Origin of the sequence: Proteinivorax tanatarense (assembly GCF_040267685.1) — a bacterium.
GTDB classification, from domain to species: Bacteria; Bacillota; Proteinivoracia; order Proteinivoracales; family Proteinivoracaceae; genus Proteinivorax; species Proteinivorax tanatarense.
Map to the genome: position 1 here is coordinate 2,674,755 of NZ_CP158367.1, position 16,878 is coordinate 2,691,632.

A 16,878-nucleotide genomic window follows, 5' to 3' on the forward strand; every position below is an offset into this window, starting at 1 on the left:
CAGTAAAAAACAAGCTGCTTTCCCCTTATTTACTCCGCCCCATTAACTTAAAAATTATTAAGTAAAAGAGGCTGCACCATTATAGGATAATCCTATGATGGTGCAGCCATTGTCATATCTCTAAGATTTTTCTGTTGTTAAGTTATATTTTTTTAGTTTTTCATAGAAATTTGATCGGGATATATTTAAAAGCTTAGCAGCTTTAGTCCTGTTATTATTAGATCGTTTTAGTGCATTAATCAGTACCTCTTTTTCCACTCGCTCTAAAATTTCGTCTAAAGGTTTGTTAGGATCAGTTATATTAGTGCCTTGACTTTGATTTTCCCAAATAGATTCAGGTAAATGTTCTGGTAAAATGGTATCTTCCTCTACAAGATTTAACAATCTCTCTAATAGGTTTTCTAATTCCCTTACATTACCAGGCCAACTATAGTTGCACAACATTTCTTTTGCCTTTGCGCTAATGGATTTGCAAGGCAATTTATGTTCTTTAGAAATCTTATCTTTGAGTGAATCAATTAGTAAATTTATATCATCTTTATGCCTCTGCCTTAAAGCTGGAATGGTAAAGGTAAGCACGTTCAGTCTGTAAAATAGGTCTTCTCTAAAGCCACCTTTATTTATTTCTTGTTTTAAATCTTTATTAGTAGCAGCTATAATTTTAACATCTAGTTTTATTGATTTATCCCCACCAATCCTCATAACTTTTTTATCTTGTATTACCTGCAAAATTTTAGCTTGCATGACAGGACTCATATCGCCTATTTCATCTAAGAAAATGGTGCCTTTATTTGCCTGTTCAAATTTCCCTATTTTACCACCTTTTTTAGCTCCTGTAAACGCTCCTTCTTCATACCCAAATAATTCCGACTCTAAAAGCTCATGGGGTATGGCGCTACAGTTAATTTTAACAAAGGGTTTGTCTTTTCGTTCTCCAAACCTATGAATAGTTTCGGCAAAAAGACCTTTACCTGTTCCACTTTCACCTAAAAGTAACACTGTAGAGTCGCTTTTGCTGGCTTTAAAAACAAAGTTCTTAGCTGCCAGTATTGACTGGGAGCAGCCAACTATGTTTTGGTCTATTTCGTTATACAGTTGCAATAGATTCTGAGCCTTTTTCTGATAGTGAGTCACTCTATTCTCAGTTAGCTTCAGCAAATAAGGAAGACACATCTCCACCTCAGCAACACCGTGATATACAGCCACTGCTTTATCTCTACAAGTTTCATAACCACAGGCTCCACAGTTTAGTTCGTCCTGTTTCTCAAATTTCTCACTATATTCTAAAATTCTTACTATTTCTTTTTCTGAAGGGAAACGTTTTTTCTTTTTTAAAACACGAAATTCTCTCGACAAGTCAATTTCAACGTAATAATCTGGAGATTTGGGGGCCTTTTGCTTTTTTTCTTTTGCAAAATTAACAACTTTATTTTTTTTATATTGATTAGTACTTTTATCATCATAAAAATCCGGTCCATTTATACATCCTTTACAATATAAGATATCAATAAGTGCCGGTTTGAGCTCATTATTTTCAATACCGTTTAAAGTTTCTAAAACTTCCTCTTTTCCTTCTACCACAGACACATCATTATTTAGTAAATCGGTATCAATATTAGCTGCTTTTAGCAGCCCACCAGATATAGGAAACAACTGACCTAAATACTCTTCACTAAGATAGTCCAGGGGTGCTTTCTGACAATCTTCTATATTAATTTTTTTCTTTTTTAATAAGCCCTCTAATTCAGAAAACAACAGCGCATAATCTACTTTTCCATCTACAGACTCATGGGTAATTTCTGACTTTTTGGCAACACATGGGCCTATAAAAACAACTTCTACCTGTTCATCCCAACTTTGTTTTACAAGATCAGCCATGGCTATCATTGGTGAAACAATATGAGCTAGATTATCAATTAATTTAGGATAATGTTTTTTGACTATATTAATTACGACTGGACAGGGAGATGTTAATATAGGTTTATCCAACGGCTTTTGATAAAGTCTTTTGTACTCTTGTGCTACAATCTCGGCTCCTTGGGCTACTTCATAAACTTGACTAAACCCCAGTTTTTTTAATGCTCCCACTAGTTTAAAGGGGTCTTGCTTAAAAGAGGCCACAAAAGATGGAGCCATTAAAGCTACAGTTTTTGTATTTTTATTGTTAAGAGATGTTTCTACATCAATAACAAAATCCTTTAAGACTTTATTGCTCTGGCTACAGGCTTTTACACAAAAGCCGCAGCTTACACATTCTTCTTCAATTAAGTTTGCTTGCTCACCTTTAAAACTAATAGCATTTACTGGGCAATGACGCACACAGCAATAGCATCTTTTACATTTTTTGTCTTGAGATGCTATTATCATATTATACCATTCCTCCTAGGTTTTATTTTTAAACCTATTAGATTAATACTTTAAAGTGATGTTTTTGTTATTATAACATAGTACTATAAATTTTTAGCTGGAGATTTTAGGTTAAAGAATTCAACACATCGAGGAAAGGCACCAGTAAAATAAGCTAAAACGATTCCATAGTTTGTGATAGAAATGTTTTTTTCCAGACAATGCTTTATTCTGTTTGTCATAGTTTTTTTATTTAACATACAGGAACCACAGTGTATAACTAAATCATAGCTATCCATATTTTCAGGAAAATCACTTCCCATTTTAAAATCGAATTTAATATTTTCATCGATATGCTTTCTGATTAGATTAGGTATTTTTACTCTCCCAATATCTTCATGAGAATGATTGTGAGTGCAGCTTTCTGAAATAAGGATTTTAGATTCACTATTCATTTCTTTTAATTTTTCTAACCCCTCTATAAATATTTGTAAATCCCCTTTGTATCTCGCATATAGCACCGAAAAGCTAGTTAAGTTCATATCTTCAGGTATAATCTGTGTAACTTTTCCAAAAGCCTGAGAATCCGTAATAACTAAGTCAATGTTTTGAATTTCTTGTAGGGATTCCGCTAGTTCTGTATCCCTAACTACGTGACATTTAATGCCATGGTCTAGGCAGTCCCTTAACACTTGTACTTGCGGTAATATTAACCTTCCTTTAGGGGCTTCAGAATCTATAGGAACCACCATTACCACATTACCCCCATAAGGAATTAAATCACCGATAATAGGAGGATCTGTTTCTTTTTCCTGCAACCTATTGATAATCTCTTCTTTTAATCTTAGGATGTTCTCCTGGTGTAGTGCTGAAACAGTTAAAGGGTTATCTAATTTCTGAGTAAAAGCATCTAAGGCATCCTTATTTACGCAATCTATTTTGTTAACCACAGTAAGGAATGGAATATTATATTTTTTAAATTTTTTTATTGCCTTATGGTAAGATTTCAAGTCAACATCACTGCCATCCAAAACATAGATAGCAAAGTCTGTCCGCTGCAATATTTTTAATGTTTTACTTACTCGCAAGTTTCCTAATTCACTATCATCGTTTAACCCTGCTGTATCAATAAATACAACAGGCCCAAATGGAATAAGCTCCATACTCTTAATTACAGGGTCGGTAGTAGTCCCTTTAATATCAGAAACTATTGAAATTTCTTGACCTATTATAGCATTTAGTAATGTTGACTTTCCTGAATTGGTCTTTCCATAAATAGCGATGTGTTTTTTACTTCCCCTTGGTGTGTTTTGCATATAGTATCCTCTCCTATAAGAAAATATCTCTTTTACCGTCATATACCATTTTCAAACAATTAAGTGTACGCCTTCTAAGCTCATTGCTGCTGATCTCTTTTACTTTGGAATAAACTAGCTTTTCACCTTTTTCCAAAAGCTCTCTATCCCCGTAGTTTAGTATAAATTCCATAAAAGTAATTAAGGCATTAGGGGTACAAACGTTCTGAATCTCTCCTTCTTTAGCCATTTTTGCAAATTTTTCACCTGTTCTTCCTTTCCTGTAACACGACGTACAATAGCTAGGGATATGTCCACAGTCTACAAGTTCTTTTAAAACTTCGATGGGTGCTCTGTTATCGTCAACATCAAACTGTTTATTTTCACCACCTTCAGCTGAATTTTTATAGGCATTAACACCGGTACATGAGCCTGCACTAATCTGAGATACCCCATACTCGATAACTTCCTTCCTCATCTCAGGTGTCTCTCTAGTGGAAAGAATTAACCCAGTATATGGCATAGCTAACCTTAAAATTGCCACTATCTTTTTAAATGATTCATCATCTAAAATATGGGGAAAATCATTAATATCCATCCCTTCGGCTTTCTTTAATCTAGGTACGGATATAGTGTGAAAACCGACACCATATTGGTTTTCTAAGTGCAGATTGTGCATCATCAAAGCTAAAATTTCAAATTTGTAATCAGCTAAACCAAATAGCACTCCACCACCTACATCATCTATTCCTGCCTCCATTGCCCTATCGAATGCTTTTAAGTGATAATCATAGTTGCCTTTTTTTGAGTTTGCATGGACTCTTTGAAAGGTTGGCTTGTGATAGGTCTCTTGAAACAAAATATAGGTTCCAATGTCTGCTTGTTTAAGTTTTTTATAGTTTTCTACAGAAGTGGCAGCTATGTTTACATTTATCCTTCTTATATCTCCTTGTTTAGAATAGGTTGAGTATATTGTTTCAATCCCTTCTAAAACGTAGTCAATGTCACAATTTACTGGATCTTCCCCAACTTCTAAGGCTAACCTTTTATGCCCCATATTCTCCAAAAGAATAACCTCTTCTTCAATCTGTTTTTGATTGAGTCTCTGCCGCTTAAAATTATTATCCCTTTTATATCCACAATACAAACAGTTATTCACGCAATAATCACTAATATATAGAGGTGCAAAAAGCACTATTCTGTCGCCATAAATATCCTTCTTTATTTTTCCAGCCGCTTTATAAATCTTATCTAATTGTTTTTTTTCTGAAACTTGCAACAAAGTTGCTACATCCCTGTATGATAACCCCTTTTTCTCCAAACCTTTTTGTAGAATTTCATCGATATCTCTTTTGCCATGCCCTATAGTTTCTTCAAGAATATCTTTAATAATATCTGCTTTAATATAAATTATAATCTCCTCCAGTTTTTATGATCTCCGCGAGACATATCTAAAGAGTAACCTATGTTTCTCACCTTCCCCTCAATACACTGTCGACATTCAGCAGCCTCATCTCCAACACAAATCTTCCCATCATAAAGTGCATATTTTTCTCTAACGCTAGTAGGTGATAAGTTAGGCATTACAACATTTGCGCCAAACTTTATACCTTGCTCACGTCCTGTAGGATCAATACTACCTAGAGCAGTGGTTGCAGGCAGGAGGACCTTGGGTAGCATAAGTCGTACAATGGCTAGCAAAGTTACAACTTGAGTAATAGAGCCATTGGATGCTCCCTCCAGCGGGGTATTTTCATGAGCAATAAAAGGACCTATCCCTACCATTTCTGGTTGCAACTTCTTTAAAAACAACAAATCTTCCACATAATCTTCGTTAGATTGCCCTGGTAAACCCACCAAAAAACCAGCCCCTACTTGAAATCCAATTTTTTTCAAATCCCAAAGGCATTTTTTTCTACTTTGAAGACACATGTTAGGATGATACTTATTATATATAGTGGGTGAAGCGGTTTCGTGCCTTAAAAGGTACCTATCCGCCCCTGCTTCATAGTATTGTTTTAGAGAACTAAAGTTTTTCTCTCCTAAAGATAACGTTAAAGCACATTCAGGAAAAGTCTTTTTAATAGATTTTACTAAGTCAACTATTCTTTCATCTGAGTAATAGGGGTCTTCTCCACCTTGTAGCACAAAGGTTCTGTATCCAAGCTTATAACCAAGTTTGCAGCAATCCAAAATTTCTTCTAAACTAAGCCTGTACCTGTCTGCATTTTTATTATCATACCTTATTCCACAATAAACACAGTTTTGGATACAATGGTTAGTAAATTCTATAAGCCCTCTGGTATAAACTGCCTTCCCATACTCTTGAACTCTTCTTTCATTAGCTTTGTCCCTTAAATAAGTAAGGCTATCCCCGTCCATGTTATTTAACAAATATAAAAACTCGTCTCGACTTAAAGTTGTTTCCTTAAAAAGCTTGTCTATAGTTGTTTTCATACCATAACCTCTTTCTTTGATATAGCTGTTTTTACCGTTACGCTGTCTATGCTACCTAATTTCCCTGTAAAACTATTGATTTCATTTAAACTTCCCACAACTGTAATTGAAACTACTGAAATTCCCTGCTCATTAAAAGGGATACCCATTCTTCCTCTAACAATTCTACCGTAATTTGAAACAACTCTATTAAACTGTTCTTGACACTTTTGAGGCTCCTCTAAAATAGAGCTTATAACAGCTATTTTTTTGATGAGACCACTCCCTTTTCTGAATTTTCAATCTTATTAAACAAAATAAAACAACTCCTAAAAAGAAGTTGTTTTCAAAAGACGCAACTTATCGAAAACTCCCTTTTAGATCAGATTGACTTGAATCTTTTCTTTTAGGTGTTTTATTTTGTTGACCAAATTTAAAAGGTGCCCCTAAGTAAATTTGGTGATTGTGAATAGTTTAACAATCATTTCATTTGTTGTCAATAACTTTTTTCTTCCTCTATTTTACAACCTCTCCTAAAGGTTTAATCCTTAACCAAAGACCTCATTAAAACTATGCCTGCTGCTACATTTATTAGATAATTACTAAGTGCTCCTTGTAAGATTTTTGCTGGCCCATATGTGGCGATACTAACCCATTCAAACCAAAGGTTTTGAGGAATAATGCTTATGATAATCAAAATACAGCTTAAAACTAGCAAAGATATATCAACAGAAAATCCCTCTTTAAACAGTTTTAAAACCCTACGCCATTCGATAAGCACACCAAAAAGGATAACTAAAGTTTTTAGGAAAATAATATTCAATATTGGAACCTCATAGGTTGAACCAGCTATTTCTCTAATCTCATTTTGCTGCCAATTTATTAAAGTTAATAATACATAACCTATGCCAAGTAACAAAACAAACTTTAAAATTTTTTTTTGCACAATAAATCCCCCTTTTAAAATTTTAGCACTAGTAAACCTACTTCTATATTTTATTAAAATCTCCTTCTTATAATTTATACTCAAATAAGCATTAAGTTTTTACATAAACAAAAAGATGGTTAAAAAAGCTTTAAGAGCTTAATTAACCATCTTCTCATTTTTTGCTAAGTTACTCCCACTCAATGGTTCCAGGCGGTTTTGATGTTATGTCATAAACGACACGGTTTACACCATCCACCTCATTAACTATCCGCTGAGATATTTTATCTAAAACCTCATAAGGGAGGTGAGACCAACTTGCTGTCATGCCATCTTCGCTTCCTACAGCTCTAACTGCAACTACCTGCTGATAGGTACGATCATCTCCCATCACACCTACACTATAAGATCCAGGAAGAACTGCAAAGTATTGCCACACTTTATTTTCTTTATCATATGCTTTAATTTCTTTTCTAACTATGGCGTCGGCTTTTCGCAATAAGTTTAATCTGTCTTCGTTTACTTCTCCCATAACTCTTATAGCCATACCAGGCCCTGGAAAAGGTTGTCTATTTACTAAATGCTCCGGAAGACCTAGTTTCCTACCAACTTCTCTAACTTCATCTTTAAATAATTCCTTAAGGGGTTCACAGAGCTTAAAAGTCATATCTTCTGGAAGTCCACCTACATTATGGTGTGTTTTGATAGTGGTAGCTGTTTTAGTGCCACTTTCCACAATATCTGGATACAATGTGCCTTGTACTAAGAATTCACCTTCTCCGTACTTGGCAGCCTCTTTTTCAAATATATTTATGAATTCATTGCCTATTATTTTGCGTTTACGTTCAGGATCTATAACACCTTTTAACCTACTTAAAAAGTGTTCCCCTGCATCAACTTTAATTACATTTAAACCAAGTTTTCCTTCAAAAGCTTCCATAACTTCTTCTGCTTCATTAAGCCTTAACAGACCATGGTCAACAAAAATACAAGTTAGGTTATCTCCTATTGCTTTGTGGACTAAAAGAGCTGCAACAGCAGAATCAACTCCACCGCTTAAGCCACATACCGCTTTTTTATTTCCAATTTGTTTAGAAATATTCTTTACAGTTTCTTCGATAAAAGAATCCATATTCCAATCTGGTAATATTCCAGCAATTTCAAACAAAAAGTTTTTTATTACTGTTTTACCACACTCCGAATGAACAACCTCAGGATGAAATTGTATCCCATAAAGTTGTTTTTCATCACTTTCAATAGCAGCGGTGGGAGTATTTTTGCTTGTAGCAGTAACTTTAAAATTCGCTGGAGGAATTGGGATAAAGTCGCTATGACTCATCAAAACTTTAGTAGGAGAAGAAATATCCTTCAATAACTTTGATTGCTCTTGTAAGATTTTTAAATCCATTACCCCATACTCACGGCTTTCAGCTCGTTGCACTTTTCCCTTAAGCTTATGTACCATTAGCTGCATTCCATAACATATTCCTAATACCGGCCATTTTCCGCTAAAAATTATATTGTTACAGTCCGGCGCTCCTTCTTTATAAACACTAGCTGGCCCTCCTGATAATATAATTGCTTTAGGATTAAAATCCTCTATTTCCTGTGGTGAAATATCATAAGGCTTAATCTCACAATATACTTTATTTTCTCTAACTCTCCTGGCTATCAATTGGCTATATTGCCCACCAAAATCCAGTATTAATACTTTGTTCTTTTCACTCAAGTCTACACATCTCCTTTTTGCCTAGTTTGGGTTTATATTTAAAAATAATGTATCCTAAGACAAGTTTTCTTAGGATACATCCTTTTTTAAGATGATTTTAAATATTTTGATTATCATTAGTGTGTTTCTTGCTGCAGAACTTATCAATTACTGTAACAAAAAACAACATTGCAGCAATAACTAAGAATATAGTTAACGTTTGACTCTCATAAGCAATTGCAGTGTCAGGATGATTTGCTATCAAAAAAAATGTCCATCCCGCTATATTTGTAGCAATAACCAATAAAATCAACATTCCAGTTGCACCTATAACTTTATATATTTTTTTAACTATATCAGAAAATTTATGTTTATTCAAGTTATTATCCGTAACTTAGCTACGGATTTTCACCTCCTTTCAGTTTTTGATATCCTTATTCGCCTTTGCCCATTTTTCTAAAGTTAATTATTCTATTATATACAATTTTAATATAATTAACCTTTTTAAAATCAGTTTTGATTCCTTTAACCTCTCTTTCACTTACGCTGGATCCTCCATAGTATATACTTTGAAATAGATAAGTTATTTTTTTGACAGGTTGCTGTGGCAACCACTGATACCTTTTCAACCTTGCTCTATATTCTAATGGAGTTTCATTATTTTTTCTGCCCAATCCTATCCATTTAAACTTCGACAGCATTGAATTGTATAATGCTATTACTGCTTTATCACTGCCTATATCTTTTTTTCGTCTTCTATCCAAAAAGTAAAAAGTGTATAACCCCAAAAACAATAACATGCCTCCACCTAAATATAAAATGAAGTTTATATCTTCTTCTTTCCCATCGTCACCTTCTCCTTGTTCAAGTTCATACTGTTGATCAGCGCCAACCTCTTCGTCCGTTTCTTCCTCTTCTATATCTATATCGGACAGGTCTTCATCTTCTGTCGCAGTACCATGATGAGTAAAGCCAGGAGTAGGCTCAAAGGGAACCCAGCCACTATTAGCAATATAAACTTCTGGCCATGCATGGGCATTTTTACCTCTGACAATATAATGCTCATCTTCGATAGTTCCGTTGCTAAATCCTGAAACCCAACGAGCTTCTAGCCCGGCTAATCGTGCCATTACCACAAAAGCAGTGGAAAAGTGAACACAATACCCTTGTTCTTGAGTAAAAAGAAATTCTTCAACAAGGTCTTGATCTTCCTTTGGAGGATATACATCTAAGGAGTATCTATAGTTTCTACGCAAATATGATTCAATAGCTTTTGCTTTATTATAGGGCCCCTCATAACCTTCTATTATTTCATCTGTCAACTTTGATACAGGGCCATTTTCATATCCATCTGGCAACTGCAAAGCCTTGGGCTCAGGGTTCCGATTAAATGGTTGTTCTTCTAAAAATTCTACACTAAAGTTTGGTACATGGCTTACAAAACCATAGCTATCCCCAACGGTTAGCCTATTGCTTATTTCTAGTTCTCTGTAATTGCTTGTGGTTATAGATGGATTTTTTTCCATATAAATGGCTTCTGTATTACCGGGAGTAAATAACACATTGTATCTTCCGCTTAAAACTTCAACTTCACCTTCTACAGTTGTATATTCAACCCCCTCTTTTTTTTGCACCGGCAAAGAGGTGGGAAAATAAACTTCTGATTCTATTGAATGTGGTTCCGACCATCCTCTACCGTTATATTTATATCTATAATGACCTCTAAGGTAATGGGGAGTATCGGTGCTGATTTTTAAAACCTCAGTATCATCCATTTCCATAGCAAATCCTAACACTTCATCACTTTCACTATACCCTGATCTTTTAGTATCACCTTTACCCGTAGAGCTTTTTCCTGAGCCCCCTTGACCATGCATATCTATTTCGTTAACAATATCTTCAAAAGTTTGTATCCCTTGTAAAGGGCGATCTATAGACCAGCTAAAAGCGAAAAAAATAAAAATAATCAGCAAAACCATTGCGCTAACTTTTTGACTTTGTACCGTTAAGTATCTTTTTTCTATGTTGTTTTCTGCTATTAGATATAATCCCAAAACGATAAATAACCCCAAAAATGGTTTGCTTGTATAAATGTTAAGACCAATTAAAATCGCGCTACCAGCAAGCGTCCCAATTAGTAAAGCTCCTCTATTAGCCTGTTTTAAATACACTTTTTGAAGCAAAAACGCCATTAGAACGCTACAACCTCCATTAAATAGAGCAGAAACTTCGCTGAACTGTCCAAAATAGATAGCAGAAAAATCGGAACTTAGTACATCACCAATGTTTGCCATACTAGCTGTAGACATGCCCTGAAGGTAAACGATTGATAAAGTTATCTGCAAAACTATAGTTGCCAGTTTATTTTTTATCAATTTTTCTATAACCCAAAATAGAGTTGTTAGCAAAAGTACTGCACCAAGTCCAGGGTTTGTTTTGGGAAACTGATGAAAAAATGACATAGAAAATAACATAAACCAAAATAGAAGTAATAATTTATTAAACCTTATTTTCAACATTCATCCCCCTTCTGCTACCCTTGTGTAGCTCCTCTAGGGAACTTATATTCTTGACAAAAGGCAGGTTAACCCCTTTTTTATCACCAATAATAAATACTTTCACCAATACTTTTTTATTGAGAAGTTTGGCAATTACTTTTCTTAATTTCGTGTCAAAGCTTTCAGATACAATAATCACATTTGTTCCCTTTTCGAATCTGAAACTATTTTTATCACAAAAAACCTCTATAGGTACTGAACCATCTTTTTGAACAAAGGCCAACTTTCTCATAGCTTGTGATAAAAATTGACCTGGTTTTCTTTTGTCAACCTCCCAGCGGTAATTATTATTCATTAAAAGACTAAAAGGTTCATTAGAATTACCAAAAGCATAGGTAATACTGGCAGCCACACTCACGCTTAATTCAAATAAATCAATACTATCTTTTTCATTTCCTACTCCTTTAAAACAGTCTAAAATTAAATAACTTTTACGACTTAATTTTGGAGTAAATTCTTTGCTCATTAAAATATTATTTTTTGCGCTAGCCTTCCAGTGAACTAAACTTAACTTATCACCATGTTGATATTCTCTCAAGCCAGTTATCTGTGAAGTATCCTGTTTTTTGTATTGCTTTTTTTCACCCTGGCACTGCTGCCTGATGCCGACTATGGATTCAGGGTTTACAATTGTATACTTAGGATATACTAGAACACTTTCTGTCCGTTTAATGTGCTTCTTCATTTCCACAAACCCAAACAAATCTTTTTTGCTAATATTAATATCGCTAAATAACAATTGTCCTCTGGGAATATTATATAGACAATATTTTAATGATTTTTCTTTTGCTACTAAAGGCAGTACAGCTTTTACATCATTTTTTTCATTATGTCGCAACTTGTAACTTAACGGTAAGGAGTCAACTATTTCTGGCAGAAATATTGGTATATATATTTTATTTTTAAGTTTAACCTTAATCTCCATATCATCGCCAGCAAAAAAACGCTTTTTACCAACTATACTTCTCTCAGCTGACAGTCCATAAAAACCTCGCAACAAAGTAATAATAGGGAATATCAAAATTAGAGTAGTAAGCCAAAAAAGTTGTCTAATCACTTCATAATCTAAAAATAAAGACCATATATAAATAAAAATAATGGCTGACAACAATATATATACTTCTTTGTTATACTTGATTCGCATCAACCCACCTGTTTTCCAATTGGAACGCTAGTGTCATTTAAAATTTTTTCCAGCACAGCGTCTGCCTTTTCCCCTTGTATTACTTCGTCTGTATGAAGAATTATTCTATGACATAACACCTGTTTAAACATACCTTTTACATCATCAGGTATCACATAAGTTCTATCCAACAACATAGCTTTAGCCTTAGAGGCTTTTATTAGAGCAAGTGCTGCTCTAGGGCTGCCTCCTAAATATATAGATGGATACTCTCTTGTTTTCCTGACTAAGGTAACAATATAGTCTATTATTTCATCATTGACCTTTATGCTGTCCACTTGATTTTGCAACATCATCAGCTGGTCTGCACTTATAACCTGGCCAGAATCTAGTTTATCTAATGGATGCTCTCCATTTAATTGTGAGTTAATTATTTGTTTTTCACCTTCAGAAGAAGGATAGCCTATAGAACATCGAATCATAAACCTATCTAGTTGGGCCTCTGGCAAATTATAAGTCCCTTCATGTTCTATAGGGTTTTGAGTAGCAAAAACCATAAATGGTTCTGGCAGCTTATAAGTGCTCCCATCCACAGTGACCTGTCTTTCTTCCATTGCTTCTAGCAGACTTGATTGAGTTTTAGGTGAAGTTCGGTTAATTTCATCTGCCAAAACTATGTTAGCCATTATAGGGCCGGGTCTAAATTCAAACTCGGAGGTTTTTTGATTGAATATAGAAACACCTGTAACATCTGAAGGTAATAAATCAGGGGTAAACTGAATTCTTCTATTGCTGCACCCTAAAATTCTTGACAAGCCTTTCACTAACACAGTTTTACCAATCCCTGGTATATCTTCTAACAGAACATGTCCTCTAGCTAAAGTTGCTACTAGGATATCTTCTATAACATCTTCTTTGTCAATTAAAATTGTTGATAGCTGATTCTTAAGATTTTTGATAGCTTCTTTTTGTTCTTCGTTTTTCATATTATTGCTCCCTCCATATAAACTTAAATTTATCATAGCATAAATCAAAAAAATTAGAAAGTTCATTATTGTTACTTAAGGCGACCTACCAACTTTGATTTAAGTAAAGAAAAAAATGATATTGATTTTCTACCCGCTAATAATTTTGTTCTCACCTTATCATTAGCTTTTGCTTTTCCGTAATGTACTTCTATAAATTTGTTAGTCAAGTACAGTGCAACTTCTTTAGGAACCCAAGCATACACCTTTATTCTATTATAATATTCTAAAGGCGTTTCACTCGGTGCCCTAGAGACTTTAAACAGGTCCAGCCTTTTTAAGAAAGTATGATAATTTTTTATCACAAATAGTTCATTCGTTAACTTATTTTCCTTAAACAGTTTTTTTATCGATATAATCGCTGACAATGCTGCACCTAATAACAGAAATATCAAGGGATAAAAAATTGAAATTCCATTATAACGGTCACTTTCCTCTAAAGATATTTCCCCTCTTTGCCCTTCTTCATCCCAATCTCCCGCGTATAGTTCTGCAAGTCCTTGTTCATGTTGAACATGCTCTCGTTCTGTTTCAGAACTCACTATAACATTGTTTCTAAAACCCGGGGTAGGCTCAAAAGCAACCCAACCGGCATTATCTATATAAATCTCTGGCCAAGAATGTGCATGTTTTTGTTTAATAATGTAAGAGTCACCATCGGGGGTTCCTTGAGCAAAACCGGAAACCCACCGCGATTCAATATCTGCCAATCTTGCCATAATTACAAATGCACTGGAAAAGTGAACGCAATACCCTTGTTGTTGATTAAATAAAAAGTCCTCCACAAAATCTTTACCTTGGTTGGGTGGCTCTACTTCTAAAGAGTAGTTGTAATGTAGTCTTAAATAATTTTCTATAGTCTTAGCTTTATTATAAGGTCCCTCAACACCTTCCAATATATCATCTACTAAATCAGAAACAGGACCATCTTGATAATTTTCAGGCAGTTCAAGGGCTAATCTTTTCCTTTTATCTGGTCTTGGCTGGTTGCTAAGAAAATCCTCACTCCAGTTTGGAACTTTGCTATAATATTTATAGCTATCTCCGGTTCCAAGATATTCAACAGGGTCTTTTATCTCAAGTTCTCTATAAGAACTATGATACAAATGAGTTATGCCATCTACCTTTACTTTTTTAGTATTTCCAGGGGTAAAAATGACATCATATTGTCCCCTTAATACCTCCACCTCTCCTTTTACAGTTGTATAATCTATAGCTTCCTTCTGTTTTATAGGCAAATTGTCAATGGAATAACTTGTGGGATGAAATATCTGTCCTCCATACCATCCCCTACCGTTATAAATGTATCTAAAGTGCCCTTTTAAATAGTGATTCTGATCAGCAGTGATTTTCAATACTGGAGTTTCATCTAACTCCATTGGGTGGCCAAGCTCTTCATCATCTGTTCCATACCCAGATGTTCTGCTTCCACCTGAACCAAATTCAGGTAAACTTTCAATGGTTGCCTTGATATCACCAAAGCCAGCAACTTGATAATCCATCGACAACCCTAAAGTTACCATTAGTATAATTGCTAAAGTAACATAGTTATTTTTCTGGTATTTAGACTTTCCCGACAAATCTTTTTCTGAGTTTAAATTAGATAATATATAAAAGCCCATAACCATAAAAATTCCTACATGCACTTTAGAAACGAATCCAACATATATAATAGCCCATGTTATAAGAATTGCACCTAAAAAAGTCCCTATAACAACAGCAACTCTTCTTGTTTTTTTTAAAAAAACATAAGTAAATATAAATGCCAAAATCACACAGTATATTGCACTAAAAAAAGTGGAAACTCTATCTAAGTTGCCTAAAACCAGAGTTGTAAAGTCATTTTTCAAGGTGTTAATCACAAGATTTATAGGTGGCATATTAACTACAATAAATATGGCTGAAGTCAAAAGCTGAGTTAATAATGCTAATGTTCTATTCTTAATATACTTATCCGCAGTAAAAAAGAGTATCACTAAAAGAATAATCGCAGATAACCCAGGGTTGCTAACCGGAAAAGGAGAGGTAAAAATCAATGTAAAATATGCTAACCACAAGATAGTCACTACTTTGTTAACACTTATTTTCACCTTGCTACCCCCTTTAAATTTTTATCATTATAGCCTAAATCATTTAGTGATTTAATCCTTTTAACATAAGGTAGCTTCTTTTCCGCTGTACTATTTCTTCCAATCAAATAAACCTTTACAATTATCTTTTTTGCTGTTAATTGCTCGATAATTTTCTCCATATTATCATCTATATTTGAAGTTACAATAAACAGTAAAGTTTCTGGTTCAAAAAAAACTGAGTTTTCTTTGCAAAAAACTGAAATAGGTTTTTCTCCGTTTTCCCGAACTAAAGCTAGCTTTTGCATCATTTCTTTTAGAAATTGAGTGTTTGACCTCTTTTCACTATTAAACCCTTCTCGGTTATTCATTCTCAAGACAAATGGTTGGTTGCTTTTACCAAAAGAGTAAGCAATAGAGGCTGTAACACTTACAGCTAATTCAAATTCATCAGAGTACGTTATTTGGTCATCTTTATTATAACAATCAAGTATAAGATTGCTTTTTTTAATCAGATATGGCGAGAACTCTTTACTCATCAACTTTTGTTTTTTTGCAGACACCTTCCAGTTAATTAAGCTAAGCTTGTCACCTTTTTGGTATTCTCTAACCCCGGTTATCTGAGAGTTTTCTCGTCCCAGATACTTTTTATATGATCCACGTTGCTGTAATTCATTGCCAACCACTGATTCCACTGATAAGTTCAAGTGTCTAGGATATACCAACATTCTCTTTTTCGACTCTACTTCTTTTTGGATCTCAACAAAGCCCAACAAGTCGCGCTTTATAAGTTTTATATTTTCAAAATTTAAAGGACCTCTAGGAACATTTCGCAAGGTATACACCATAGACTTTTTACCGAAGACTAAAGGAAACACCTTGATTTGATCAACTTCTTCTGTGTATCTTATCTTGTAGTTTTCTGGCAAGGGGTCTAAAACCATAGGAAACAAGTTTGGTATGTGATATTTATTTTTAACTTCTATTTTCACATCGACGTCATCATTTACGTAGTATTGATTTTTTTCATACAGCATTTTTCGACTCACTACTGTTCCAAAAAGTTGCCTTGAGAAAGCAAGAATGGGTAATATTAAAGTTATAACTAAAACCCAAAACAAGTTTAATATCATAGGACTATCCAGCATAAAAGACCAAAAATAAGTTACTAAAATAGCTAATAGCAAAACAGATAGCTCTCCATACCTAATCTTGTATTTTTTTGTCATAGTCCACCTACTCTCATAAGTAAAATTTGTCTAGTCTAGTGATAACTTTTTTATATAATATCATAAATTTGGCTGTCGCACTATTATTTTCAGAAAATATTTAAAATCCTTAATATAAATTTAAAAAAAAATGGAGTTTCCTTTTTAAGGAAACTCCATTGATA

13 protein-coding genes are annotated in these 16,878 nt (G+C 34.1%); all 13 read right to left on the reverse strand.

All coding sequences use genetic code 11. The features are described from left to right. Positions 1-120: 120 nt before the first annotated feature. Complete coding sequence (locus PRVXT_RS13090) at positions 121-2,367, reverse strand: sigma 54-interacting transcriptional regulator (protein WP_350343312.1); 2,247 nt, start codon at positions 2,365-2,367, stop codon at positions 121-123. A gap of 83 nt (positions 2,368-2,450) precedes the next feature. Beyond that, positions 2,451-3,662: a [FeFe] hydrogenase H-cluster maturation GTPase HydF gene (hydF, locus tag PRVXT_RS13095; protein ID WP_350343313.1), complete on the reverse strand. Its 1,212-nt coding sequence runs from the start codon at positions 3,660-3,662 to the stop codon at positions 2,451-2,453. A gap of 13 nt (positions 3,663-3,675) precedes the next feature. Continuing rightward, positions 3,676-5,052: a [FeFe] hydrogenase H-cluster radical SAM maturase HydG gene (gene hydG, locus PRVXT_RS13100; protein ID WP_350345166.1), complete on the reverse strand. Its 1,377-nt coding sequence runs from the start codon at positions 5,050-5,052 to the stop codon at positions 3,676-3,678. Then, positions 5,052-6,098, reverse strand: coding sequence for a [FeFe] hydrogenase H-cluster radical SAM maturase HydE (hydE, locus tag PRVXT_RS13105; RefSeq protein ID WP_350343314.1), 1,047 nt, complete (start codon positions 6,096-6,098; stop codon positions 5,052-5,054). The genes hydG and hydE overlap by 1 nt, the downstream gene beginning before the upstream one ends. Next, the gene (locus tag PRVXT_RS13110; RefSeq protein WP_350345167.1) at positions 6,095-6,352 is read right to left on the reverse strand and encodes a TM1266 family iron-only hydrogenase system putative regulator; all 258 of its coding nucleotides are present in this window, start codon (positions 6,350-6,352) and stop codon (positions 6,095-6,097) included. Before PRVXT_RS13110 ends, hydE begins: the two co-directional genes overlap by 4 nt. Positions 6,353-6,618: 266 nt before the next feature. Continuing rightward, positions 6,619-7,023 (reverse strand): hypothetical protein, encoded by a 405-nt coding sequence (locus tag PRVXT_RS13115; RefSeq protein WP_350343315.1) that lies wholly within the window; start codon positions 7,021-7,023, stop codon positions 6,619-6,621. Between the two features lie 169 nt (positions 7,024-7,192). Continuing rightward, positions 7,193-8,731 carry a glutamine-hydrolyzing GMP synthase gene (guaA, locus tag PRVXT_RS13120; RefSeq protein WP_350343316.1) on the reverse strand — a complete coding sequence of 513 codons (1,539 nt, stop codon included), beginning with the start codon at positions 8,729-8,731 and terminating at the stop codon, positions 7,193-7,195. Positions 8,732-8,828: 97 nt separating this feature from the next. Continuing rightward, entirely contained in the window at positions 8,829-9,089 is a 261-nt protein-coding gene (locus tag PRVXT_RS13125) for a hypothetical protein (RefSeq protein WP_350343317.1), read from the reverse strand. Positions 9,090-9,144: 55 nt separating this feature from the next. Then, entirely contained in the window at positions 9,145-11,226 is a 2,082-nt protein-coding gene (locus PRVXT_RS13130) for a transglutaminase domain-containing protein (RefSeq protein WP_350343318.1), read from the reverse strand. Continuing rightward, positions 11,210-12,412 carry a DUF58 domain-containing protein gene (locus PRVXT_RS13135; protein ID WP_350345168.1) on the reverse strand — a complete coding sequence of 401 codons (1,203 nt, stop codon included), beginning with the start codon at positions 12,410-12,412 and terminating at the stop codon, positions 11,210-11,212. Before PRVXT_RS13135 ends, PRVXT_RS13130 begins: the two co-directional genes overlap by 17 nt. Then, positions 12,412-13,377, reverse strand: a complete 966-nt coding sequence (locus PRVXT_RS13140) for an AAA family ATPase (protein ID WP_350343319.1) — start codon at positions 13,375-13,377, stop codon at positions 12,412-12,414. Before PRVXT_RS13140 ends, PRVXT_RS13135 begins: the two co-directional genes overlap by 1 nt. 71 nt (positions 13,378-13,448) lie before the next feature. Beyond that, positions 13,449-15,506 (reverse strand): transglutaminase-like domain-containing protein, encoded by a 2,058-nt coding sequence (locus tag PRVXT_RS13145; protein ID WP_350343320.1) that lies wholly within the window; start codon positions 15,504-15,506, stop codon positions 13,449-13,451. Next, the gene (locus PRVXT_RS13150) at positions 15,503-16,714 is read right to left on the reverse strand and encodes a DUF58 domain-containing protein (protein WP_350343321.1); all 1,212 of its coding nucleotides are present in this window, start codon (positions 16,712-16,714) and stop codon (positions 15,503-15,505) included. The genes PRVXT_RS13145 and PRVXT_RS13150 overlap by 4 nt, the downstream gene beginning before the upstream one ends. Between the last annotated feature and the right edge of the window lie 164 nt (positions 16,715-16,878).